Raw genomic sequence first — 25,284 nt, forward strand, 5'->3', positions numbered from 1 at the left:
GGGTTACGAACAATGAACAAAACCAAAAGACTCGAGATCTTAACCCGTTTACGTGATGACAATCCAAACCCAGAAACGGAGTTAGATTTCACCACCCCATTTGAGTTGCTTGTTGCCGTCACCTTGTCAGCACAAGCCACCGATGTGAGTGTAAATAAAGCAACAGCAAAACTATTTCCAAAAGCAAACACCCCGCAAGGTATTTTGGATATTGGCTTAGAATCACTTAGAGATCACATTAAAACCATTGGTTTATATAATTCTAAAGCCAATAACGTCTATAAGATGTGTCAGATCCTCATAGATAAACATGGCGGTGAAGTGCCTGAAAGCCGTGAAGCATTAGAAGCCCTACCAGGTGTGGGTCGTAAAACCGCAAACGTGGTTTTAAACTGTGCGTTTGGCTGGCCAACCATTGCTGTCGATACCCATATTTATCGCGTTTCAAATCGCACTAAGTTTGCCATGGGTAAAGACGTGGTTGCCGTTGAAGAAAAACTCGAAAAAGTGGTACCGAAAGAATTTAAAGTCGACGTACACCACTGGCTGATTTTACACGGCCGCTATGTGTGTGTTGCCCGTAAACCGAAATGTGGTTCGTGTATTATTGAAGATTTGTGTGAGTTTAAAGAAAAGACAGAATAGTAAATGGCTGTTATATATGGAATAAAAACTCCAGTTAGATAACTCTTATATCATTTAAATTATTCAATTTTTATAAGGTAGAATTGTAAAAAAAGAAATCTAGATGATTGTCCGATATATTTTTAAAACTTACAGTATCTGTTAATGAATAAAACTTGACTAAAATAGCTTCATACCCTTAGCCCACATAAAAAGAATCAGAATATTATTAGATACTTATATAAAATATACAAAACATAACCAATATTGTTTATTTCAAACAGATTCTGTTATAAATTTCTCGTATGAATAATTTTCCTATAAAGATCATAATCTAAAACATTTTAATTAATAAGGAAATCAAATATGCAGACCTTACCTATTATTGTCAACCAAACTTACGACAGCGACGATTCTCAAACGAAAGGGATATTTACACCTGATTCAGACACTGTGCTCGAAAACGTACCAGTCGATACGCTATCAGACAACTTAAATACAGTTTGCAACGGGGTATGTAAGGCCCTATCCAACTTGTCCAAAGTTGGTGACTTCTCACTTAAAGAAGTTTCCATTCAAGTGGAAGTCTCTGCACAAGGTGGAGTAAATCTAATAGGAAGCGCAAGCGTTGGTGGTAAAGGAGCTATTACTCTCAAGTTTGAAAAGTAATCACTATCATAAACCAAATAGAGCATTGAAAATAACAGGGGTATTAGGTTGTAATGGCAGAGTTTCGTGCATTGTTTGTTGGCATAAAACAATACAAAAATGAAAAAATTACCAACTTTGCAACGGTAATAGATAATGATTTTGCAAACTTATCAGCAAGTTTACAAGGCATAGGCTTTCAGCAACCAGAAATCATTTCAACCGACGATCCCGATTTTGTAACTGGGAATGAATTCAAGTTTGGTGTTAGAGAGTTTTTTCAAAAAACAAAAACACCAGACACGTTAGTTATTTATATTACTGGCCATGGTTTACACGTAGATAATAAAGACTACTTACTTCTATCACGTGCCAAGCCATCAGTACCCGAAGGTTTATTAGACGACTGCCTAGAACTTGATTTTATTGATTATCTACGGAATTCAACCGCTAAAAATGTAATAGTAATGATAGATGCTTGTCGTGAAGCTATCGACTATGGTACCAAGTCAGTAAAGCCCTTTCTTTGGAATAAAGCAAAGGTAGAGAAAGTAGGTCTGCAAAACTACCTTACCCTATACGCCTGTAGCCCAGGTGAGTTGGCAAACTATCAAACTGAAGAGCAAGGTGGCTACAGTTTTTTTACTCGCGCTTTTTGTTCAGCCCTTAATGCCAAAAATTATAAACTAAGAGATATACTCGATCACACTAACTCAGAACTCGATGACATGGTAAAAAGGCTAGGTCGAAGTAGCCAAAGTGTTAACTTTACAACTGATTCGGGCGATACAAGCTTTCTAGATATTGTCATAGGCGATGTAGCAAAATTAGCGAGTCACCAAAATCAATACTCAAGCTGGCAAAAATCAGTAATCAGTAGTGAACTGTGGCAATTTGGTAATATTACCGAAAGTAACGACATTGAAGCATTTAGAACTGCAGTAGATTCGATTGTATCCGCCTGTTGGCAGCAATATCAACAAGCCCAAAGCGTCCTACCTGACAACCCGTGGTTTGATTCGAAATTACCTATCAGAGTATTAAACCGAAACTGTTTATTGCTACAAAGAATTAAAAACGATTTTAAGCCAACACAATCTGAATTATTGATATTACTAGTTGCTCCGTTTGTTAGAGAAGCCTTAATTGCTAAAGAGCTGCAACATTACGCCAGTGTTGATATTAGGCGTTTGCAAGATGAAGGAAAAACCGCTGATGTCTATAGCTCTCGCTTTCAACAGGCACTCAAAGCTAACGAAGCACTGACACGAAAATGCCAAAGCTTGTTAGACAGGGGTCAGGACACCGATTTTTATGCTGTTGTCTATTGGCTAGTATACAAAGCAGTAAAGCGTAACCCTTTATTATGGCAATTAGCAGACGACACCTTGTTGAAACAAGCCTTTGTTGAGCTTGACGACAATATCCCACATATAGCAGAAACATTAACAGCAACACGAGCAATTGAATTTGCCCGGATTATTTTTTCCGATCCTGAACGGATAGAAATGAGTGATCGCGCCCATGCTTTTCAAGATATTGTGCAGTGTGGCGGTGAGCTACCAGAAAAAAGCGTAAAAGAAAAAGCACTTGCTTATCTCGCTCTACTTAGTGGTCGTCTAGCAATCGACAGCAACCAGTTACCTGATTTATTGGTAGATCATATCGGCTTAACCGAAGTACTCACTCCTGTTCAAATAATCAAAGCAACCAACAAGGTTAGCTGGCAAGCGGTTAACCATTCATTAGATTTAAAGTTAAGCTGTGAGCATCAGGCGATTGACATGGCGTTACTTGAGCATATTCAGCAAGCCAATATGGTGTTGGATACCTTGCATAGTAAAACAAAGAACAACTCCCGATTGAATGAAGGTTTAAAAACACTGCCTCCAAGGCTCACTAGCGATGCGCTAACCGCAAAAGTAATTGATAAAGAGCCTGTTTATCAAAAACCGCATATCCATTTTCGTTTAGCTCAACAGCAAGTTCAACAATTACTCATGGGGACTCAACTCTATGGTGATGCCAATTTAGCCATTCGCGAACTATATCAAAATGCACTAGATGCTTGCCGCTATCGACAAGCTCGCTTGCAATATATTAAAGCCACTCATGCCAATAGCGAGTTACTTAACCAGTGGCAACCACAAATCACTTTTACTCAACAAGTAGATGAACAAGGCCGCGCCTATGTAGAATGTGAAGATACAGGTATAGGTATGGGAATGAGGGAGCTTTCTGGTTGTTTTGCTCAAGCTGGACGACGCTTTCACGATACCCCAGAGTTTTTGGAAGAGCAAGCAAGCTGGCGTGAGCATGATATTGAACTTTATCCTAATAGCCAATTTGGCGTTGGGGTATTTAGCTACTTTATGCTAGCCGATGAAATCGAAATCACCACCACCCGAATGGATAAACAAGGCAAACTTAGTCACACCATAGAAGCCAGAGTATCCAGTGCGGGCTCATTATTTAGAGTAGTAGAAAAGCCTCACCAAGGCACAGCGGGCACATGTATAAAGTTAATATTAAAACCTAATATTGCTGAAAAGCTGTCAACGTTCGAAACACTAACAGAACTACTCTGGATAGCTGATTTCCCGACCAAAGTAACAGAAGCTGATAACAGTGAAGGAAATCAAGACAGCGACAAAGTTAATAGAAAGCAAAGCGAAAGAATAAAAGAGTTTAATTGGCAGCCACAGCAATTGTATATTCCATCAAGTGTGGCAGCCAAAGTAGTAAAAACAGCGAATAAAAATTTTTGGTGGTATAAAGCGGTAGACAATGACAGTTATACCTCTCGCTCTGAATACTCACACGATCAAGCAGCAATACTTTGTGATGGACTATTAACAAAAACTCACTCTAATTTTTTCGGCACGCTAATTAACCTAACAGCAAAACATTATCCTAAATTAACTGTTGATAGAAAACGAACTGTAAATGATATTGACTACAGCCATTGGCAACAAGTCGCCATTAAGCAAATTCCCCCATTAATCGACGCTAAGTTTATTGATTATGATTATTTATTCAGAATGAATGGAAGTCGTTACGAAAGGGCATTTAATGTTATTTTCGAATTAACATTAGCTTTATTTGAGGCCAAAATGGTTATACCCATTGCACTCAGAAAAGAAGGCTTTTATCGCGAGGAATTTGACCATATTGTCGATATTAACTTTAGCCACTATGGCCTTTCACAAAATGATTTAGAGTTATTTGAAAATATTACATGCAACGACGAAGAAAATAATAAGTTTAGAGAATCCATTATTAGAGAGCTTGAACACATAGAAGAAAAGCTTAAATATATAGTAGATAGCAAATGTGTAATAAAAGCTAGGCATCACCGTTTCATACAATGGCATGAATTAATTAGCTCAAAGTTAAAACAACCAAACTCAATAACAAAACAATTTCCTGAGGTATATGAATCAATTAGCAAACACTACTTATCAAAAATAACTTGCTTACCTATCTATGAATGGATGGAAGTCATTCCTCGCGGTCAGTTAAGTCTAAAACAACTGTTAGCTATTTCAGAATATAACGGCTTTTCTATTCAGAGAAACGTCTATTTAATTAATAGAGATGCAAAACACTTGTACCAAACACCTAATATTGATTGCGTTGATGATCTATATGGCAATAATTTAACTGTATTGGCACTAGATAACCATGACAAAGTCACCTTAAAAGGGCTAGCATTGGCCGCAGTAGTAAACGAAACTACTATTGCGCAAGTACTTGATCACTGCCAAACACTATTTCAAGCAAAACTGCTGAGTTTCAACCAAGCTATTAAAAACGATATTTTGCATTATCAGTTTGATGAACAAGATGTATATTTGATACGTAAAATATTTAGATTTTATTGGAATAATCTACCACATAGTGTAGAAGCTCTAAACCACTACTTAAGCGCTAAATTAGAATTTCACTACACCAAGCTAGAAGAATACGAGCAATACTATTTAAGTAACACAACAAAGAAAGTAACTGATTTAAAAATCCGTCTACAACGCTTTTTAGATATAGGCCTAACATTAGACTTTGAGTTAGATGAATTAGATAAAAACTTGATTTGAAACATAGGGATGGATTAGACATATTAAAATTTATCAATGAAGGAAGACTGTTCATTTATATCTAATACCTACTGGTGCCTTTAAGCTGGTAGGTTTTCATTCCAAAAAAGTTACCGCCCCAAACCTTAACTGAGTGTTGTTTTAAGTATATAGCTTAACGCCAATTGAACTTAAAGACATTTTTATTCAAGCCATTACAGAGTAAGCACTTAAAGTTAAAATTTAATAGTTGATGAACTTTAAATATTAAAGTGTCATTGATGATTGAACTCATGGAGCATGATTAATTTTGCAAGAGTGTTATGTCTGTGTTGCCCGCAAACCAAAGTGCGGTTCATGTATTATTGAAGATTTGTGTGAGTTTAAAGAGAAGACAGATTAGATGAGTAGAGCCATGGAGTTTGGCTCTACTCAAGAAAGCATTAAAAAAGCGCACATCACTTTTTAATGATAAGTTCTATGTATATCCCCTGAGCGACTTGCCTTATCACTTATCATTACTTTTCCTTGCTTCACATCATAACTTGAAAAGGCATTAACCTTCATTTTTGTTAAGCTTTTCTCAGTATTAATAGACACTTTATGTAAGTATTCACTCTCACCCTCTGCGTTCATATAATAAAGGTGTTGGTTATCTATTTTGGCCCAGTAGAATTCATTAGGTAGAGTCAAAGGGGTCGGCTCAATTTGGTGGTCATCACTAACGGTATTTAACCTCACTTTATACAAGCGGTGACTCCCTTGCTCAATGAGGTAAACTTTTCCTATTTGCGTATTATCAGATAAGCCATAAGCCCACTCCCCTTGCGGTAAAGAGATACGCTCTCCTGCTAGATTGCGAATATGTAGGTTGGGCTTGGCATTTTTAACCGCTGTAATTGCAACCATATTATTTGAAAGCCAATCTACGGCGATCACAGGTACATCACTGGTAAAAATAGCTTTTTCATCTGAAAGAACATCGAGCGGTTGTCGAGACTTCAGCTTATTGAGTGGGAACGCGAAGACATCGTTGTCGATGACGAGTAAGACTTGTTGATCATCGGGTGAAATCGCCATATTACTCAGGGCATAAGATGACGTAAATTGGGTTAATATTTTTGATTGTCCTTGATGACTGTCTGCAAAGTAGATCTGCATTTCACCACTGCGATTTGAAGCAAATAAGTAATCATCACTTTGATGAAACAAGGCTGGGTATGAATCAAACACTGCCGAATTATGCAGCGAACGTGTTGCATCATCTGATAGTAACCTCAAATTATAGTCATCTTGCTCAGTACTAAACAGTAGAGAATGCCCATCGGCTATGCGGATTAATCGCTTAGAAAGTTGCTCTGAAACATTAACCACAACTCGACTGTTGGCACCATCAAAGTCACTTTGCATAATCTTCTGCATAGACGAAGACGAATAATAAAAGATTTGCTCGGAGTCATGTGCCCAAATTGCTTCATAAACAGGCCTATCAAATTGCTTGCCTGCTGTGACTTGGTGATTTATCAAGTTGAATGACAAGAGCTGAGTTTTATGGTCACTCCCTGTGCTCATAACCAATAATTTCTCACCATCTGGTGACACATCTAAGTGGTGATATCCCCACCCTTTTGGTGCTGGTTGATTCAGTAGAACATGTTCGTTTTTATTAAGGTCATAAGCATATATATGGTTAGGCCAGAAGTTTTCAGGCTGAGCAGTATAATAAATGACGTTTTTCTGGGCGTGATAAGCGATGTCTTTGACTCTTTTATCATGGCAGTTAAATAACATCGTTTCATCAGCGACACTAAAACCCTCATCTTGCTGATAATTCAAACGGGCTTTATAAACATCACACCGCCCCTGACCTTTGTCTAAATAAATAAATTCACTCCATGTATCTTGCTCGGTAACAGCAATGATTTCGCTGATAGGATGAAGCAGAGACAGTCGATTTACAGACGCGGTATGTATATTTTTCACCCATAGTTCAACATCATCAGACACATTACGCGTTCTTAAATAAAACAAATAGTTTTGATCTGGGTGCATACGTGGAGAAAATTCTATCCCCTGCTCTCTCGTTAATGCCACTGAATAAGCAAGCTTGTCATTGTCACTTTGCTTAAACACAAGCCAAATAGCAGTAAGTAAAAACAAACCCAGAAAGATAACTAGGAGCTGACGATACAGATTAAAGTTAGCCGCTTCATTATCATGCCTATCATTTACCCTTGATTCTTCACTAACCGGCGAAGGTTTACACTCAGAAATAGTGCAAATAAATCGGTAGCCTCGCTTTGGTACCGTTTGTATATACTTTGGCTGTTTTGGGTCGTCATTGAGGGCTTTGCGCAGATTGCCAACTAACTTATTAATCGCATTATCTGTCACTAAGGTATTAGCCCATACCGTTTCTAGCAGCGTTTGTCTTGAAATTAACTGTTCTGGATGGGTGAGAAAAAACTCTAAAAGCGCAATGAGTTTGGGCTCGATTTCTACTTGCGTGTTTTGTGTTGTGAGCAAACGTTGCTGCTGACTGTCAAAAATAAAATCGCCAAACTTAAGCATAAACAATTGTAATCAATAGATAAAAATTAATATTTCAGCACTTTATCATAGTATCTAACTGATACAAAAAACAAACATCATGCAAAAACTGATTGTCTAGCAACGATTAATCCTCTTTTCATCCCTTTTTTTCCTGCAAATTTCATTACTTTCGTTGATTTTCCTAGCAATTTAAATACAGGTTAATTAGTACAACTAAAGGAATTAAAATGAAGAAGGTTATCGTCTTTATATTTACTATATGTTTTATATTTAATTTAAGTGCTTATGCATCCGAACGGGGCACCACAGTAGAAGATGGGATCTATTCCTCTATTTTATCTGAGCATCGCGGGCTATTAATTCACTTACCCAATGCTTATCACCTCAATAAGTCACAAACTTACCCAGTTTTATATTTGACGGATGGGCTAAGAAACTTTAAACATGCCGCAGGTACTTTAGATCTACTGACTCAGTCTGATCATGCTAAAGAAATGATCATCGTCGCCATTAAAAATACTCACAGAACACGCGATTTCACGCCAACTTACGATGAAAGCTATAACCAGTGGGGTGTATCTGGTGGGGCCGATAACTTCTTGGACTTCATAGAAAAAGAGCTTATTCCTCATATCAATAAACGCTATCGTAGCAATGGCTTTAAGGTGTTATCAGGCCATTCGCTCGGTGGACTGCTATCAATCTATGCATTACAAACCCGACCTCAGTTATTCCAAGCGCATTTTGCTTTTAGCCCGAGCCTATGGTGGCACAAAGGGAAAGTGCTAAAACAAGCTCACACTTTTTATAAACAAAAGAAAAACCTAAATAACTATTTATATTTAAACCTCGCTGATGAGACAGGCCATATGTTGAGCTCTTTTGAGCAATATCGTGAATTACTAGGTAATCAAACACGTCTAGGCTTTGATTATGATTTAGAGTTTATAAAAGATGAGAATCACAGTACATCAGCAATGGTGGGACAAAACAGAGCTTATGTTGAGTTGTTTGAACAATTTAAATGCTCACCGGATTTTGCAGCGCTGGGCTTAACAGGTATTGATGCTTGCTATGCTCAACTCTCTAAGCAGTATGGGGTCAATTTAAAACCTGATTATCTGGCTTACAGATACGCTGCCAAAAAGGCCATTACAGACAAACGCTACGCCGATGCCATCGACATATATACACAACTTATCAGTACTTACCCTACTCGCACTGATGCTTATCTCAGACTCGCCTATTTGTATGAAGGTAAAGGAGACAACACCCTGGCTATAAAGACCCTAGACAAGGCGCTCAAAATAAGCTTGAAAGAAAATGTTGAGAACAACAAGATTAAGACTTTCCGAGCCCATATTATGGCAAAGCTGCCAGAACAAACATGTGAAACAGCAAAAGTGTATGTGGAAAACGGCAAAACAAAATGCGCTTTGTAGATTAGAGGGAGCTTGCTCCCTCTAATTATTTTCTAAGAATGATTTACGATATACCGAGGGGCTTTGGCCAACTATTTTTTTGAAAGCCGTATTAAATGTCGACTTAGAATTAAAGCCGACTTCGAAGGCTATAATTGTGACTTGCTTTGTGGTTTCGATCAGCGCAGTTTTTGCAGCTTCAATCCTGAAACCATTCACAAACTGAAAGAAATTTGTATTTAAGTGCTGCGATAGAGTTTCTGATATATGATTTTCAGACTCGCTTACTTCTTCTGATAAACGTTTTAAAGAAAGTGTCTCATCTAAAAACAGCTGTTCACTTTGCATAGCATGCCTGAGCTTTTGCGCAATGCTTTGCATTTTATCCTCACTCAATAAAGCCGTCCGTGTGCCTTGTGCTCTAGGTACGCCTTTGTCGACATGACTGAGTACTTTTTGGCTTAATGCTTTTTGTATAAACACAGCTAAAGCAATGACCTCTAAAGTAGGCAGCAATCTACCTGTGCCAAACCAACGCCAACCTAAGGCATTAAGGGTAAATTCTATCGCAAACATGCACCATACCGCTCCCCAAATCACCAATATAGGTTTAAACCAATCTACAGAGCGCTGCTCAATATCAGAAAAACGTTCCATAAGCTGCTGGTTATGTGCTCTATGAAGTTGAAACGCCAGTATTAAAAAGTAAGCGGTATAAATGATAAACAGAGTCGTCACGATTGAGCAGGTTAATATTGAAATTCTCCACAACTCAGAATCTCGTGTAGCTGGGTTTGCCAAAGCGAGCTTCTCAGCAGGCGTAATCATGAATAAGAATGGCAGCATAACAATGACTACCAGTACAGGGCCCGATAAAGCCATCAGCCAATACTTTTTATCTATGCTCTTATCAGCAGACATCGTCGCGTGAGCGTAAAAGAACAGCGCTGGGCCCATTAATATTCTAAAGGGAAAATGTAACCCTGCTAATTCAGGGGCGTACACATAAGCACCCGAATAAATAAACAGCCCACCGGCTAAGTGGATAACAAGGAGTAGAAGTAAGCCTTTTAAAAATAAATTCTGCTTTTCTTTGCCACGATTAAACAAATCTAACAGGGCAATAAAAGCCATCCCTATCATGCAAGAGTACAAAACTGTCGGAAATACATTAACCATTCACGTATTCAATAAATTATTAAAATAAGCATTCTAACTATATATCTAACTCGCCCTACAGCACAACACCTACCCATATGATACTATTGCTAATTTTATTTTTTTAACACGCTATTATTATATCTTTTGAGAGTGAAAGTAAGAGGTTATCACGCTGTTTCTCACTCAAAAATAAATACATTAATTTCTATTATTTCGTTCAAATAGGCCCATTAAGACGCACAGCTTTTATTTTTTCGGCAATCTTGTTCGCATACAAAATAACTAATTAGAGCAACCTATGAAAATCTTTGAATGGCATGAAAAAAGACAGCATTTATTATCTTTGTTATGGATATTTATCACCGTCAATTACATTTACTGTGATGTTTTCACTCTACATCTTGCACCCTACTTGGAAGCTTTTTTAGCTGGGCAAGTTGGCAGTACAAGCATAACAGAAGAGTTCTTATTGATATTTGCCTTCATTATGCAAATTCCCATGATCATGATTGTACTATCAAGGGTGCTGGCTTTTCCGCTAAACAAATACGCCAACCTGATTGCCGGAATAATTACAACATCAATACAAGCTTTTACCGTCACCATGGGTGGCAGTCTTCACTACCTATTTTTTAGTTTCTTTGAGATATGCACCGGAATTTTCATTATCTATCTCGCTGCAACTTGGAAGAAAAACGAAACGAGCTTACCTCTTTAAAAGGAACGCACAATGAATACACAACATAAAAATCAGCAATTTTACGCCCGAGTAGCAGGCCTTTCGTACATTGTTTTTACCCTTGTCGGTTTTTTAGATAATTTTATTTTAAGCTCGACGCTCGCCTCTAGTGAACAATTCTTAAGTCATGGCGTGTTTGCCAACGAGCAACATTTTCGCTGGGGTGTACTCGCAGAAATAGTGATGTTTACAGCTGTAACAACCGCATCTATGGGTTTTTACCTTGCTTTAAAACCCATCAATAAGCCACTTATGCAAACTGCGCTTTGTTTTCGGTTAGTTGAAATCATTATAGGTAGTTTTGTCGTCACAGTGAGTATGTCTATGTTGGCTCTGTCTAATAAAACTTATTTGCTGAATGTTTTAGACGCTGAACAAATACGTCATATCATCGTCATTGCTTCAAGCTTTAGACAACCTGCGAGTGAATATAGCTGGATATTTATGGGCGTGGCCGGGATCATGACCTTCTATCTATTTTTTAAAACCAATTACATCCCGAAAGCTTGGTCAGTGTGGGGCATGTTCACTTACACCAGTTTAATCATTTACCCTGTTGCCAAGCTATTGATTGCCGATTTATCAAAAGAAGCCATGTTTGTGATGTTTCCAGGTGCACTATTTGAGTTAGGTGTTGGCTGTTGGCTACTTATAAAAGGGTTAGACTTTTCAGCCTATAAACCTGAGTTACCTGCCAAAAATGAGTCGTCAATTTCTGCTGAGGCATAGATCGAGGAATACGAAGAGAGGCTGATTTAAACTTGCTCAGCCTCCTTATTAAGCTATCGTATAAATTTATTGATAAACTGATCAACCAACGCAGATTGTGCATTGAGTGACTCTTGCGTCTTTGACATGGTTGAGATTGTTCTATCAGAGCTTTGCATAGAGTCATTCGCTAGTTGCGAGATATGTACTGCATTGTTATTTAGCTCATTAGATACACCTGACATTTCTTCAGTTGCCGTAGCTATTTGATAGTTTAAGCCAGAAATATCATTCACGATGGCATTAATACTTTCTAAGCTCGCCTGAGCGCCTTCCGCTTGAGACACACATTCCGTCGATTTATTCACGCCGTTTTGAATAGCCTGCACAGCTTGCTCTGCACGCCCTCTTAAGTTTGCAATAATAGTATCAATTTCTTTGGTAGATTCTTGAGTACGTTGAGCAAGCGCTCTTACTTCATCAGCTACAACTGCAAACCCCCTTCCTTGTTCACCTGCACGTGCCGCTTCAATCGCAGCATTAAGTGCCAACAAATTGGTTTGCTCTGAAATACCTCTGATCACATCCACTACACTACCTATGTTTACAGTTTGCGCATTTAATTCTTCAATATCAGTTTGCGTTTGTGACAACTCTTCGGCCAAAGCATAGTTATTTTGCATATTTTCATTAACCGCTTCGTTGCCTATTTTAACTGATTCTAAAGCAGCTTCAGAGCGCTCTGCAGCATTGTTAGTATTGCTTGCAACTTCTGAGATAGTTGCAGTCATTTCATTTATTGCAGTTGCAAGTGCATCTGTCTGTGCTTGTTGGCTATTTAATAATTCAGCACTGTGATTGCATTCATTCACCGTCTCATCGGCTTGCTCGGTTACCGTTGAACTGGCGTCTTTAACTCGACCTAACACCGCTCTCAGCTCTGATTCTCTTGCAATTAATGCCAGTTCGATTGCAGTAATATCGTTCACTTTACCTAAGTAAATCTTTTGCATTAGCGGATTATCATAAACTTGTTTCGCTTTTTCACTAAGCGCTCTTATTGGTGCGAGTTGCCTATGTGTAAAAGCTAAAATGGCGACTAAAAGTACTGTCTCTAAAATATAGTTCCAAGGCGTAGGTAATGAAGTAAACATCATGGTCAGTATATAAAATGCAACTATGATTGCCATCATTTGGGCGGGTAATGACCAAGATGCTGCTGTGAGTTTTTCTGCAGAACTACCAGAATTAAGCTTTTGATAAATTTTCTCAGCACGATTAACAACAGCTCTATCTGGTTTGGTTCTCACCGATTGATACTCAACGATTTTACCTGAGGTATCTTTTATTGGTGTAACAAAGGCGTTCACCCAGTAGTGATCACCATTTTTACAGCGGTTTTTAACCATTCCCATCCAAGATTGCCCACTACCAATATAATCCCAAAGATTTTTAAAAGCAGCTTTTGGCATGCTCGGGTGGCGAACAATATTATGCGGTTTATTTTCTAGTTCATGCAGCTCAAATCCCGCGACTTCGCAAAATTGCTTATTCGCATATTTAATTTGGCCTTTGGTATTGGTTGTCGATAACAGATTGTAATGATTGGGGTAATCATACTCTCTGTTGGTCACTTGATTTCTTCCTTTAGTCATCGTCGTTCACACTAAGTAAAAAACGTATGATATTTCTTTTTAATACAAAAGGGTGAAAAAACAACGGAGAAAAGTTGTTCTAAATCAAGTTTTGAAATTAACGCAATAAAAAACAAACAGTTCTTTCAAAAATCAAGAATAAAAATAGTGTGATTTATTATGAATAAAATAGGAAGTGGTAGTGAAAGTGGCGTCCCCTAGGGGATTCGAACCCCTGTTACCGCCGTGAAAGGGCGGTGTCCTAGGCCTCTAGACGAAGGGGACGCAGTATCATGTAGATAATGTGTCACTAGGACTGGTTATTTAAACTCTTACCATACGAGCATTCTGAGCACTTTAAGTAAAGTGGCGTCCCCTAGGGGATTCGAACCCCTGTTACCGCCGTGAAAGGGCGGTGTCCTAGGCCTCTAGACGAAGGGGACGCAATATCATGTAGATAATGTGTCACTAGGACTGGTTATTTAGACTCTTACCATACGAGCGTTTATCATGAGCACTTTAAGTAAAGTGGCGTCCCCTAGGGGATTCGAACCCCTGTTACCGCCGTGAAAGGGCGGTGTCCTAGGCCTCTAGACGAAGGGGACGCAGTATCATGTAGATAATGTGTCACTAGGACTGGTTATTTAAACTCTTACCATACGAGCATTCTGAGCACTTTAAGTAAAGTGGCGTCCCCTAGGGGATTCGAACCCCTGTTACCGCCGTGAAAGGGCGGTGTCCTAGGCCTCTAGACGAAGGGGACGCAATATCATGTAGATAATGTGTCACTAGGACTGGTTATTTAGACTCTTACCATACGAGCGTTTATCATGAGCACTTTAAGTAAAGTGGCGTCCCCTAGGGGATTCGAACCCCTGTTACCGCCGTGAAAGGGCGGTGTCCTAGGCCTCTAGACGAAGGGGACGCAGTATCATATAGATAATGTGTCACTAGGACTGGTTATTTTGACTCTTACCATACGAGCGTTTATCTGAGCACTTTTAGTAAAGTGGCGTCCCCTAGGGGATTCGAACCCCTGTTACCGCCGTGAAAGGGCGGTGTCCTAGGCCTCTAGACGAAGGGGACGCAGTATCATATAGATAATGTGTCACTAGGACTGGTTATTTTGACTCTTACCATACGAGTATATTTAACTCCCCTACTCCACTCGAAGAAGTAGCGAAATTGGCGTCCCCTAGGGGATTCGAACCCCTGTTACCGCCGTGAAAGGGCGGTGTCCTAGGCCTCTAGACGAAGGGGACACAAAAACTGTGCTCTCTAGGACAATTGCACTTAGAAGATTGGTGGAGCTATGCGGGATCGAACCGCAGACCTCCTCGCTGCCAGCGAGGCGCTCTCCCAGCTGAGCTATAGCCCCTTACCTTGGGCTTATCTAACCTTTCAGTTAGTCACCTGTATCGCTGAGTGCGGGGCGCATTCTATGCACCCATAAAATTAAAGTCAACATTTTTTCTTTAACTTTTTTCTGTTCGCTTTAAAAAACAGCAAACAGGCGCATATATAACCACAACAAGCGTTTTGAGGCAACTAAACCCTCACTATATCATCACCCTACCCCTCAAATTGTTCTGCTTTACTCCCTACTGCACTTAGATATCAGCTAGCGTTATGAAGTTTGCTAATTTAGCTCTGTATTCCGACCTACAGAAAGAGTATCTATCATTAGTTTTGAGAAAAACTTACAGGCCATAACTTTTTATTTTACCAACTAAAATAGCCCAGATTTAAATTCATAATGTTGGGCACTTTAGTTTTGATTTATTTTTCAATGAGTCAGTTTTCTTAGCTTTTTAAGTTTTTTCAGCGTGAAAGCGCACTTGCTATATAATGAAGAACAATTGTAATTTGATGATAAAACCCGCAGACAGACCAAATTTGTAAATTCAGCTATTGACTCTGTTGCAAGTCTCCCTATAATACCGCTCCACAACGACACGGTAACGTGTTGTTTTTAGATATGGGTCGTTAGCTCAGTTGGGAGAGCATCGCCCTTACAAGGCGAGGGTCACTGGTTCAAGTCCAGTACGACCCACCACATATCTAAATTTATCTATAATGGGTCGTTAGCTCAGTTGGGAGAGCATCGCCCTTACAAGGCGAGGGTCACTGGTTCAAGTCCAGTACGACCCACCATTATAGAGCTGTAATATGGGTCGTTAGCTCAGTTGGGAGAGCATCGCCCTTACAAGGCGAGGGTCACTGGTTCAAGTCCAGTACGACCCACCATATTACACACAATTTTCTAAATGGGTCGTTAGCTCAGTTGGGAGAGCATCGCCCTTACAAGGCGAGGGTCACTGGTTCAAGTCCAGTACGACCCACCATTTAGAAAGACTTTGCGGGTTGTTAGCTCAGTTGGGAGAGCATCGCCCTTACAAGGCGAGGGTCACTGGTTCAAGTCCAGTACAACCCACCACTTTACTGGTTCGCAAAGTTCATTGATATGGGTCGTTAGCTCAGTTGGGAGAGCATCGCCCTTACAAGGCGAGGGTCACTGGTTCAAGTCCAGTACGACCCACCATATCAAGCTTATAATTATGTGGGTCGTTAGCTCAGTTGGGAGAGCATCGCCCTTACAAGGCGAGGGTCACTGGTTCAAGTCCAGTACGACCCACCACATAATCCAATCTTAAATTCTTAATCTTACTCTGTTTTATCTCCAAACTATTTAAAAAAGCACATTAAAGGTCTAGACTGTCATAAGCCCTTATCGTTACTAATTTATTCAATGAGCTTAAACAACTTTAGCAATATCAAACTGTTAATTGTCGAAGAACAGCCGCTCGCTCTGAGCCACCTCAGGCGCTCTTTAGAACAGCTACAGTTTAAGCATATCTATATTGCCGAGCATGCAATTGCAGCAATTGAACTGTGTGCCAGTGAAAAGTTTGATTTAATTATTTGCTCATTCGATTTAACCAAACGACAAAACGGTTATCAGCTCTACGAAGAGTTAAAAAGTAAAAACCTCATCAAAAACACCACCGCTTTTATTTTTGTCTCAGCAGAGACCAGCGGGGAGTTAGTTCATAGCGTACTTGAACTTCAACCAGATGACTTCTTAGTTAAACCATTTTCAATAAAAGAATTAAAAACTCGTCTTACCCGCGTGTTAAAACGCAAATCTGCGCTGAAACAAATTTTTACTTTAATTGATGATGGCAATGATTCAAAAGCAGTTAAATTTATCAACAAAGAACTCGATAATAACGACAACACCTACAGTCCTATTATGCTCAAGCTCAAAGGTGAGGCGTTACTTAGACTAAAGCGTGTTGATGAGGCTAAAACATTCTATAAATCGGCATTGTCTTTACAAAAGTTCGCATGGGCCAAAATAGGCCTAGTAGAAGCTTTAATTGCAAACAAAGAACATGTACTCGCTCAACGTATGCTAAAGACGATGTTAGAACGTTCAGAAACTCGATTGGTTGCGCTCGACTTACTTGGCCGCCTTGAAATGCAATTGAATAAATTTGAAAATGCACAAACGTTTCTTCAGCAAGCATCTAATATGGCACCGCGGAATATCGAGAGACAAAAAAGTTTAGGTCGGGTTGCGTCAATCAATCATGATTATGAATCGAGCTACAACGCGCATAAAGACATTGCTCAGTACGCTAAGCACTCCATTCATGATAGCCCTGAGATCTATTTAAATGCAGCTAGAGCGGGCATCGACTTTGCCTTAGCCACTGATCAAACTGAGCAAATTAATCGCATCACACGACAAACACAAAAATATCTAGGCGATTTAAAAAAACAATTTCCAAATGCCGATAATCAAACTCAATTAGATGTTTTAAACGCACGTATTCACTACTTGAAAGATGAGCACCAAAAAGCGATTCTACTTATTAATCAACTAGAAGATGAACCAACAATACGTTCTATCGATGCTGCACTTGATAAAGCAAAAGCTTGTCATGAACTAGGGATGCAGCATAAGGCTCAAGATTTATTCACACAGATCATACAACACTGTGAGCGTCATAAAGACATTAGTGACCCCACTACCCTGCACTATATTCATCAACAAAAAACAGAGAAGCAAGACATTACCATGGGCCCGAAAGAGCTCAATAACCATGCTGTGACTCAGTTTAACCGCGGTAGAATTGATGTCGCACTTGAAGCATTTACGCAAGCGTTTAGAGTCATGCCCAAAAATGCCAGTATTGCTCTTAATTTGGCGCAGTGTTTATTAGACAAAAACCACCAAAAAGAAAACACCATCAACACCCCATTGCTCAAGAAATGCTTTGCGCTTTTAAACAGTTTGGATTTAGAAACAGATCAGAAAGAGCGCCTAGGTAAGCTGAAAGTCACCTGCGATGAGCTGGGACTTTCGGTTGAGTGATTAGGTTAAGCTTTTGTCATCGATAACGCATTTACACAATAACGCAAACCTGTCGGTGGCGGGCCATCGGGAAATACATGGCCTAGGTGTGCATCACACACATTACAAACAATCTCGACTCGCTGCATACCATGGCTGTTATCACCAATGTAAGCAATCGATTCTAAATAGGCGGGTTTTGTAAATGATGGCCAACCTGTACCACTGTTAAACTTTTCGTCCCCTGAAAACAATAAATTATTGCAACAGGCACAGTGATAGTCTCCGGCTTCAAATACCGTGCAACTGCCACTGCTGAAGGGTCTTTCGGTGCCTTTATTACGGGTAATATAGAAGACTTCAGGGTCTAGCTCTTGTTGCCACTGTTCAGCTGTTTTCTCAACTCGATTTTTCGGCTCTGGATTACCAGCGTTCGCGTACTTTAAAACATCTTGCCAGGTCAGCATAATTTACTCCTTATTATCTTGTTTTTCAGGCTCAGGCCAATCATTAAAAAAGTAGCTTAAATAGCGACTTTTGAGCAAATACAATATTACCCAGAGCAAGAGCACCATTTGCACTGCTAAAAACATCGAAAACTGGTAATACGATTGTGATGCTTGATAGATCAGCCAAGTTAAGTCTAAGCATGCACAAAGTAATAACGGCCAGCGCATGTGCCGCCAAATTTTGGCGAACTTCTGAGAGCTGGTTGGTCGGCGAAGTGAATATATTACAGTCGGCACAATGGCAATGGCCCCAATACCTAACGCCGTAAAGAAGTGGAATTTAGAAACAAAAAATAGCGACATAAAATCGATATCGGGACGTCTTGCCAATGCAGAGAAAGTCCATAAAAAATAGGCACGAAGCAACACCACCAGCGTCAAGTTGAATGCCAAAGGTGTACGATACACGCCATATTTATCCCAATACTCTGGGCCATAATGTTTCATAAATGTCCTACCCTCTATGCGGAGGTACTACTACAAAAACGCGGCCATATTGACCGCGTAGTGTATTTCTATAATTGCTGCTCGGTGTTACTCATGTTCAGCGAACAAAGCGATTAAGGCATCTTCATCGAGTATTTCAATACCTAAATCTTGAGCTTTGGTCAGCTTAGAACCTGCTTTTTCGCCTGCAACAAGGGCATGGGTGTTTTTAGAAACACTGCCAGCCACTTTTGCGCCGAGTGCCTGTAAACGCGCTTTCGCGTCGTTACGATTTAGCTGGCTCAATGTACCGGTTAAAACATACGTTAACCCTGCAAGCGGCTGTGTATCCGCAGACTTCTGTTCTATTTGCGGCCAATTGATACCAATTTCAAGTAACGCGTTCACAACGGTTTGGTTATGCGGCTCGTTAAAGAAGGCATGAATGTGTTTGGCAACCACAACGCCCACATCACTAACCGTTTGTAAGTCATCCGTGCTGGCTGCCATTACCTTTTCTAGCGTTAAATAGTGGTTTGCCAGATTCTGTGCTGTCGCTTCACCCACTTCACGAATACCCAAAGCATATAAGAACTTTGCCAAAGTGGTTTGCTTTGCCGCCTCTAGAGCGTTAACTAGGTTTAACGCCGACTTTGGTCCCATACGCTCTAATGACTCAAAATGACCTTGCTTTAAGGTAAATAAGTCAGCAGGTGTTTCAATCAGCTCTCTATCAACAAGCTGATCAACAATCTTATCGCCTAGACCATCAATATCGAATGCTTTACGTGATGCAAAGTGTTTAATCGCTTGCTTGCGCTGTGCTTGGCACACTAACCCACCGGTACAACGGGCCACAGCTTCGCCTTCAATACGCTCGACATGTGAATCACATACTGGGCATGTTTCAGGGAAGACGATGTCTTTGGCATCATCAGGTCGACGATCTAACACCACTTGCGTTACTTGAGGTATTACGTCGCCTGCACGGCGTATAATGACCGTATCACCGACTTTTACGCCAAGGCGCTCTATTTCATCCCGATTGTGAAGCGTTGCGTTAGACACTGTCACGCCACCAACAAAAACTGGCTCTAAACGTGCTACCGGTGTAATTGCACCAGTACGACCTACTTGGAATTCAACATCAAGTAACTGAGTGATTTCTTCTTGCGCAGGAAACTTAAAGGCAATGGCCCAACGCGGTGCGCGGGCTACAAAGCCAAGCTGTTGTTGGTAATCTTTGCGGTTTACTTTGATCACCACTCCATCGATTTCATAGGCAAGGCTTGCTCGGCGCTCTAGAATATCTTGATAATACGCCATTACTTCTGTGGTGCCTGTCACTAAGCGGGTCTCTGGGCACATTGGAAAGCCCCAGTCTTTGAGCTTACTGAGTTGTTCAAAATGCGCATCAGGCAACTCTACCCCTTCAACAACACCGGTTGAGTAGGCATAAAACATCAATGGGCGTTTAGCGGTAATTTTAGAATCTAGCTGACGTAAACTGCCCGCAGCGGCGTTACGAGGGTTAGCAAAGGTTTTTTCACCTTTGGCAAACGCAGTTTCATTTAATTTTTCGAAACCCGCCGTATCCATAAATACTTCACCGCGCACTTCAAGCTCAGCCGGAATGTCATCACCACGTAAACGCAGCGGCACGTTACGAATGGTTTTAACGTTCTCAGTAATGTTTTCACCAACTTGACCATCACCGCGAGTTGCTGCCTGCACTAACACGCCATCTTTATATAAAATAGATACCGCTAGGCCATCGAGCTTAGGTTCGCAACAAAAATCCAGTGGCTCACTCACTAACAAGCGCTCTTGAATACGACGATTAAATGCAGTGAACTCCGCCTCATCAAAGGCATTATCAAGGGACAACATTGGTACTTTATGGGTCACTTGAGAGAACTTACTCAGCGCTTCCCCACCGACTTTTTGTGATGGAGAATCAGGTGAAAGTAATTCAGGGTTTGCTTGCTCTAGCGCCATTAACTCACGCATTACCCTATCGTATTCTGCGTCTGGCACACTTGGATTATCTAATACGTAATACTGGTAGTTATATTCTTCTAATTGCTGTTTAAATGCATCAATTTGCTTAACAACTGACTCTGACATCTCGACCTCTAAAAACAAAAAGCCACCAAGCGTGAGCTCGGTGGCCTAAAAAATCATAACGCGCTAATCATTAAGCGGCGAATTCGCGAACCTTTTCAACATAGCTGCGAACCGTTTCAACACTTAAAGGCTGACGTTGGTGATCAAGTACTGTGGCACCAAACTCATCAGACAGTTTCTTAGCAGCACTGTGCAGCATATTAAAGGCTGCTAGGCTATCGCCTTCACATGGCAGCGTCATAAATAAACTCACGCCCGCAGTGCTAAACTGCTCCATGTTATCAATATCGAATGTACCCGGATTGAACATGTTCACTAAACGGAACAATACAGGACCATTACCTGAAGGCTCAACATGACGATTAAAGAAACCTTCATCAGAATATTTAAAGCCTAAGCTCAAAACACAAGGTAATAGCTTAGAGCCCGCCATAGAAAGGCCTTCTGGCATTTCAATATGTAAGATAATGAAGTCTTGTGGCTCAGGGGCTGCTGCCGGCGCAGCGTCTTGCTGTTGCTCTTCAACAACAGGCTCTGCAGTAGGCTCTTCATCTACCGCTGAAAAATTCATATCACCCAGTTCAGGCTCATTGTCTGTCGCTGGGGCCGCAGGCTCAACTTTGGGCTGTGGTTTCGGAGTATTATCAGTTTGTTCTGGTGTTTCTTTTTTTCTTACTGACCATAAGCCGTGGATCAATAAACCGCCAATAACTAGCGCACTGATCACGATTAATGCCCATCTTAATTCTTCGGCCATTACTCACCTTTATCTTGCTACGTTTGTGCCATTTGCACTGCTTGTTCTATGTCTACAGCAACCATACGCGAAACACCCGGTTCGGCCATGGTTACCCCCGTCAGTCTACCCGCCATTTCCATGGCGATTTTATTGTGACTAATATATATAAATTGCACCGATTGTGACATTTCTTCGACCAAACGGCAAAAACGCACGACGTTGGCGTCATCAAGCGGTGCATCAACTTCATCCAGCATACAAAATGGCGCTGGATTTAGCCTAAATATTGAAAACACTAATGATAATGCGGTCAGCGCTTTTTCTCCACCACTTAAAAGGTGAATTGTTGAGTTTTTCTTGCCCGGTGGCCTTGCCATAATCGCCACACCGGTTTCTAACAGGTCATCTGAGGTCAACTCAAGATACGCTTGCCCCCCCCCAAACACTTTCGGGAACAAGCCTGCAAAGTCTTTGTTTACTTGATCAAAGGTTTGCTTAAAGCGCTGCTTGGTTTCTCGGTCTATTTTACGAATAGCGCCTTCAAGGGTTTCGAGTGCGGCAGTTAAATCATCAAGCTGCTCGTCTAAATACGTTTTGCGCTCAAGGGCTTGGTCATATTCTTCAATCGCAGCAAGGTTAACTGCACCTAACTCCAGCAACTGTTGTGTAGTGTTTTGTAACTTTGACTGAAAGCTCACCAGCTTAGGATTTTCTGGCAAACTTGCCAAAATATCTTTGAGCGTTTGCTGTAACTCTTCAAGGGGTTCAAGCATCAACTGCGCTTTAATCATTAGCTCTTGCTCTGCTAATTTAAGCTGTTGAAGCTGATTTTGTTTTTTCGTAACGCCCGATTGTGCGTCTTGCAAACTCGCTTGTTTATCTTGCAGTGCTTTTTGGGCTTGTGCTTTTTGCGCTTGGCACTGCTCAAGCTGAACTTCAATTTCTTGATGCTGCTCGACTAAAATCATCAACTGCTCTTCACACTCAAGCAGTGGCAGTTGTTGATCTTCTAATTGCTGCTGTAAGGTTTCAAGTCGCTCTAGGGCGCTATTTAACACGCTCTGACTATGTTGCTGCTTTGTTTGCTCCAGTTGCCACGTATTTTGTACTTTTTGTAACTCAAGCTCTGCCTGATGCAATGCTTGCTGAACCGTTTGCGAGTGACTTGTAGCCTGAATGTATGCCTGTTCTTGTTCATCGGCCTGAGCTTGTAACTCAATTTGTTGCACTTGCAGTAACTCAAGAGCAGCCTCTATGTCAGCAATCTGTTGTTTTTTCTTGGCAATAGGTGCTGATTGCTCAGTTAACTGTGCTTTAAGCGAGTCTTGCTTTTGTTGATATTGTTCGAGGGTTAGCAACCAATTAATGTGCTGCTTCTCTAATAGCTCGGAGTGGGTTTGTGCCTTCGCCATACCCTGTGCGATTTGGTGAATACTGGCACTGTTACTCTCCACGTCTTGTTGCGCTACTTGTAGACGTGTTTGTCGGGCTTCTTTTTGCGCTTTTGTTTGCTCAACGTCTGAAATTAATTTGGGTAATTCAGCATTAAGTTCGTTTAATTGAGTTTGCTGTGTTAATAAGCCCACAGAAGTTTGTTTAGACTTACTAACTCTAAAGTTCTGACCATACAAGTTACCTTCGCCATCAACGGCCATCCACCAGCCTTGCTCAGGGGTAAATCGCTGACCTTGTTTAAGTAATTGGATCTGGTTTAAAAATACCGGGTAAACCTGCCCCTGCAGTAAACTTGCAACTGAGCCCTCGCGAGGCACTTGGGTGTTACCCCAAACACCATGCTCTGTAGTGCTTTCGCTTACAGGTAATAACGTCATGCCAAGCAGTGCACTTTCAACAATCGCTGCATCACTCGTATTAACGGATAAGGTTTGCAGTAACGTCTGCTGTACGTCATCGGTCAGTGAGCTAAGTATATTCTCTAACGCACTGATATTTGCTTTGCAGCTACTGACCTTTTGCGCGCGCTCGCGCTCTTCAAGCTCGGCCTTTGTATAATGAGTCTGTGCATCATCTAAAGCCTCAGCCAGTTGCTTGGCCTGCGATTGAAGGCCAGCCATCTGTTTCGCAAGCTGATTAAACTCTGCTTTTGCTGCATCGAGATCTTTTGTGACTGATTGGCTTTGCTGCAGTTCAATTTGCTTTGCCACTTCAGACATATTCGCCTGCAAGTGAGTCAACGATAACTCTGCTTGCTTAAGGTTTTGCTCTGCTTGTTGCAGAGTTTGGCGCTGCTCAGATATTTCATGCTGACCTGCATTTAACTTCGCTTGTTGTGCTTTATGTGTAGCTTGTGACGATTCAAATGTATTTTGTGCTTTTAATAATGTCTCTTTCGCTTGTTCAAGCCCTTGCTCTGCCACTTGCTGTTGCTCGGTAAACTCAGTTTGCGCATGCTGCAGGGTTTGCAGTGCATCTTGTGCTTCTTTAAATGCTTGCTTTTGTTTATCTATGTCAGCTTGTAGTTGCGTCTTTTGTTGCTGTGCACTGATCTTTTGTTGCTCAAAGCGAATTATCTCGGCATGAATGCGATGCTTTTGTTGTTGTGTGTCTTCTAGTTTATGAGTGTCTTGCTCAAGCTTTGCTTCTAGTGCTGAAAGCACATCTGCATGACCTTGATGGGCGTCACTAAAAAAGCGGATTTGTTTTTCAAGCTCAACGATTTCGGCGGCTTTTTGCTGTTGTTGTGCGTTTAGCTTTTGCCATTTAATAACTGCGACTTGACCTTTGAGCAAACGCTCATCTCGCTTAAGTTCACGATATTGCTTCGCTTGCTCTGCTTGCACCGAGAGTTTATCAAGCTGATTTTTTAGCTCTTGGCGCATGTCTAGCAAGCGCTCTAAGTTATCACGTGTACTTTGAATACGGGTTTGCGTTTCGCGGCGTCGCTCTTTGTATTTTGAAACACCAGCAGCTTCTTCTAAAAACACTCTGAGCTCTTGTGGGCGGCTTTCAATTAAGCGAGAGATCATCCCCTGTTCAATAATCGCATAACTACGCGGCCCAAGGCCTGTGCCTAAGAAAATGTCGGTAATATCGCGTTTACGACATTTGCTGCCATTGAGAAAATACAATGACTGGCCATCTCGGGTTACTAAACGCTTAATCGCGATTTGATTTCGATTAGCGAGACTGCCTTGCAATACACCTGAAGTGTTATCAAAGAAGAGTTCTACGGAAGCTTGAGAGACTGGTTTACGATGTGTTGAGCCGTTAAAAATCACGTCTGTCATAGCATCGCCACGCAGGTTCTTGGCTGAGCTTTCACCCAACACCCAGCGTACCGCATCAATCACATTAGACTTACCACAGCCATTGGGGCCGACCACACAGGTCATCTGATCTGGGAATGGGATCTTGCTGGGCTCAACAAATGATTTAAAGCCTGCAAGCTTAATATGGGTCAGCCGCATGATTTGCTAGGGTTACTTTAGTTAATTGAAAACAATAACAAAATAATCTTCAAAGATTAATACCATTCCTCTTAATTAAGCGATCTATTTTGAGGCAAGGAAAACTTGTCGATAACGAGGCGAAAATTTTGCTA

The 25,284-nt window shown here is 40.9% G+C and carries 15 protein-coding genes, 15 tRNA genes and 1 pseudogene; 15 read left to right on the forward strand and 16 right to left on the reverse strand.

The features are described from left to right. Positions 1 to 12 precede the first annotated feature (12 nt). From nth to ACGHEH_RS03515, 4 genes and pseudogenes are all read left to right on the forward strand, one after another. Positions 13 to 645 carry an endonuclease III gene (gene nth, locus ACGHEH_RS03500; RefSeq protein ID WP_390441851.1) on the forward strand — a complete coding sequence of 211 codons (633 nt, stop codon included), beginning with the start codon at positions 13 to 15 and terminating at the stop codon, positions 643 to 645. Between the two features lie 345 nt (positions 646 to 990). After that, positions 991 to 1,293 (forward strand): hypothetical protein, encoded by a 303-nt coding sequence (locus ACGHEH_RS03505; RefSeq protein ID WP_390441853.1) that lies wholly within the window; start codon positions 991 to 993, stop codon positions 1,291 to 1,293. Between the two features lie 53 nt (positions 1,294 to 1,346). Beyond that, on the forward strand, positions 1,347 to 5,366 hold the full coding sequence (locus ACGHEH_RS03510; RefSeq protein ID WP_390441855.1) for a hypothetical protein: 4,020 nt from the start codon (positions 1,347 to 1,349) through the stop codon (positions 5,364 to 5,366). 283 nt (positions 5,367 to 5,649) lie between these two features. Then, positions 5,650 to 5,748: pseudogene (locus ACGHEH_RS03515) on the forward strand (endonuclease III); the annotation flags it as partial. 62 nt (positions 5,749 to 5,810) lie between these two features. On the opposite strand, the gene ACGHEH_RS03520 reads toward ACGHEH_RS03515, so the two are convergent. Next, a complete protein-coding gene (locus ACGHEH_RS03520) occupies positions 5,811 to 7,916 on the reverse strand; it encodes a winged helix-turn-helix domain-containing protein (RefSeq protein ID WP_390441857.1) in 2,106 nt (701 codons plus the stop codon). Between the two features lie 209 nt (positions 7,917 to 8,125). On the opposite strand from ACGHEH_RS03520, the gene ACGHEH_RS03525 reads away from it, so the two are divergent. After that, positions 8,126 to 9,340 carry an alpha/beta hydrolase-fold protein gene (locus ACGHEH_RS03525; RefSeq protein WP_390441859.1) on the forward strand — a complete coding sequence of 405 codons (1,215 nt, stop codon included), beginning with the start codon at positions 8,126 to 8,128 and terminating at the stop codon, positions 9,338 to 9,340. Between the two features lie 21 nt (positions 9,341 to 9,361). On the opposite strand, the gene ACGHEH_RS03530 is transcribed toward ACGHEH_RS03525, so the two are convergent. Continuing rightward, positions 9,362 to 10,453, reverse strand: a complete 1,092-nt coding sequence (locus tag ACGHEH_RS03530) for a helix-turn-helix domain-containing protein (RefSeq protein WP_390441861.1) — start codon at positions 10,451 to 10,453, stop codon at positions 9,362 to 9,364. Positions 10,454 to 10,778: 325 nt separating this feature from the next. Here ACGHEH_RS03530 and ACGHEH_RS03535 point away from each other — a divergent pair, with 325 nt between their 5' ends. Together ACGHEH_RS03535 and ACGHEH_RS03540 are read left to right on the forward strand one after the other, a co-directional pair. Further along, complete coding sequence (locus tag ACGHEH_RS03535; RefSeq protein WP_390441863.1) at positions 10,779 to 11,198, forward strand: DUF6326 family protein; 420 nt, start codon at positions 10,779 to 10,781, stop codon at positions 11,196 to 11,198. Between the two features lie 12 nt (positions 11,199 to 11,210). Next, positions 11,211 to 11,948: a DUF4386 domain-containing protein gene (locus ACGHEH_RS03540; protein ID WP_390441865.1), complete on the forward strand. Its 738-nt coding sequence runs from the start codon at positions 11,211 to 11,213 to the stop codon at positions 11,946 to 11,948. Between the two features lie 53 nt (positions 11,949 to 12,001). Here the strand turns inward: ACGHEH_RS03540 and ACGHEH_RS03545 are convergent, their stop codons facing one another. From ACGHEH_RS03545 to ACGHEH_RS03585, 9 genes are all read right to left on the reverse strand, one after another. Continuing rightward, positions 12,002 to 13,561, reverse strand: a complete 1,560-nt coding sequence (locus tag ACGHEH_RS03545) for a PAS domain-containing methyl-accepting chemotaxis protein (RefSeq protein ID WP_390441867.1) — start codon at positions 13,559 to 13,561, stop codon at positions 12,002 to 12,004. Positions 13,562 to 13,770: 209 nt separating this feature from the next. Then, positions 13,771 to 13,846: transfer RNA gene (locus ACGHEH_RS03550), tRNA-Glu, on the reverse strand. Positions 13,847 to 13,928: 82 nt separating this feature from the next. Further along, positions 13,929 to 14,004 (reverse strand) — tRNA-Glu (locus ACGHEH_RS03555). Between the two features lie 86 nt (positions 14,005 to 14,090). Continuing rightward, positions 14,091 to 14,166: transfer RNA gene (locus ACGHEH_RS03560), tRNA-Glu, on the reverse strand. An 82-nt stretch (positions 14,167 to 14,248) separates the two neighbouring features. Next, positions 14,249 to 14,324 (reverse strand) — tRNA-Glu (locus ACGHEH_RS03565). 86 nt (positions 14,325 to 14,410) lie between these two features. Beyond that, positions 14,411 to 14,486: transfer RNA gene (locus ACGHEH_RS03570), tRNA-Glu, on the reverse strand. 85 nt (positions 14,487 to 14,571) lie between these two features. After that, positions 14,572 to 14,647: transfer RNA gene (locus ACGHEH_RS03575), tRNA-Glu, on the reverse strand. A 100-nt stretch (positions 14,648 to 14,747) separates the two neighbouring features. Further along, a tRNA-Glu gene (locus ACGHEH_RS03580) sits at positions 14,748 to 14,823 on the reverse strand. Between the two features lie 40 nt (positions 14,824 to 14,863). Then, a tRNA-Ala gene (locus ACGHEH_RS03585) sits at positions 14,864 to 14,939 on the reverse strand. Positions 14,940 to 15,541: 602 nt separating this feature from the next. Between ACGHEH_RS03585 and ACGHEH_RS03590 the strand changes: the two genes are divergently transcribed. The 8 genes from ACGHEH_RS03590 to ACGHEH_RS03625 all read left to right on the forward strand — a co-directional run bounded on the left by ACGHEH_RS03590 (position 15,542) and on the right by ACGHEH_RS03625 (position 17,942). Next, a tRNA-Val gene (locus ACGHEH_RS03590) sits at positions 15,542 to 15,617 on the forward strand. Between the two features lie 22 nt (positions 15,618 to 15,639). Further along, positions 15,640 to 15,715 (forward strand) — tRNA-Val (locus ACGHEH_RS03595). Positions 15,716 to 15,732: 17 nt separating this feature from the next. Continuing rightward, positions 15,733 to 15,808: transfer RNA gene (locus ACGHEH_RS03600), tRNA-Val, on the forward strand. Positions 15,809 to 15,830: 22 nt separating this feature from the next. Next, positions 15,831 to 15,906 (forward strand) — tRNA-Val (locus ACGHEH_RS03605). A 16-nt stretch (positions 15,907 to 15,922) separates the two neighbouring features. After that, a tRNA-Val gene (locus ACGHEH_RS03610) sits at positions 15,923 to 15,998 on the forward strand. 29 nt (positions 15,999 to 16,027) lie between these two features. Next, positions 16,028 to 16,103: transfer RNA gene (locus tag ACGHEH_RS03615), tRNA-Val, on the forward strand. A 20-nt stretch (positions 16,104 to 16,123) separates the two neighbouring features. After that, positions 16,124 to 16,199 (forward strand) — tRNA-Val (locus ACGHEH_RS03620). Between the two features lie 111 nt (positions 16,200 to 16,310). Further along, entirely contained in the window at positions 16,311 to 17,942 is a 1,632-nt protein-coding gene (locus ACGHEH_RS03625) for a response regulator (RefSeq protein WP_390441869.1), read from the forward strand. Between the two features lie 5 nt (positions 17,943 to 17,947). On the opposite strand, the gene msrB is transcribed toward ACGHEH_RS03625, so the two are convergent. The 5 genes from msrB to ACGHEH_RS03650 all read right to left on the reverse strand — a co-directional run bounded on the left by msrB (position 17,948) and on the right by ACGHEH_RS03650 (position 25,150). Then, positions 17,948 to 18,388: a peptide-methionine (R)-S-oxide reductase MsrB gene (msrB, locus tag ACGHEH_RS03630; RefSeq protein WP_058030784.1), complete on the reverse strand. Its 441-nt coding sequence runs from the start codon at positions 18,386 to 18,388 to the stop codon at positions 17,948 to 17,950. Positions 18,389 to 18,391: 3 nt separating this feature from the next. Continuing rightward, a complete protein-coding gene (locus tag ACGHEH_RS03635; protein WP_390441872.1) occupies positions 18,392 to 18,877 on the reverse strand; it encodes a DUF2919 domain-containing protein in 486 nt (161 codons plus the stop codon). An 87-nt stretch (positions 18,878 to 18,964) separates the two neighbouring features. Then, positions 18,965 to 20,983, reverse strand: coding sequence for an NAD-dependent DNA ligase LigA (gene ligA, locus ACGHEH_RS03640; protein ID WP_390441874.1), 2,019 nt, complete (start codon positions 20,981 to 20,983; stop codon positions 18,965 to 18,967). A gap of 70 nt (positions 20,984 to 21,053) precedes the next feature. After that, positions 21,054 to 21,740 carry a cell division protein ZipA gene (gene zipA, locus ACGHEH_RS03645; protein ID WP_390441875.1) on the reverse strand — a complete coding sequence of 229 codons (687 nt, stop codon included), beginning with the start codon at positions 21,738 to 21,740 and terminating at the stop codon, positions 21,054 to 21,056. A gap of 17 nt (positions 21,741 to 21,757) precedes the next feature. Further along, positions 21,758 to 25,150, reverse strand: coding sequence for a chromosome segregation SMC family protein (locus ACGHEH_RS03650; RefSeq protein ID WP_390441877.1), 3,393 nt, complete (start codon positions 25,148 to 25,150; stop codon positions 21,758 to 21,760). Between the last annotated feature and the right edge of the window lie 134 nt (positions 25,151 to 25,284).

The organism is Pseudoalteromonas sp. MTN2-4, from assembly GCF_042848605.1.
GTDB lineage: Bacteria > Pseudomonadota > Gammaproteobacteria > Enterobacterales > Alteromonadaceae > Pseudoalteromonas.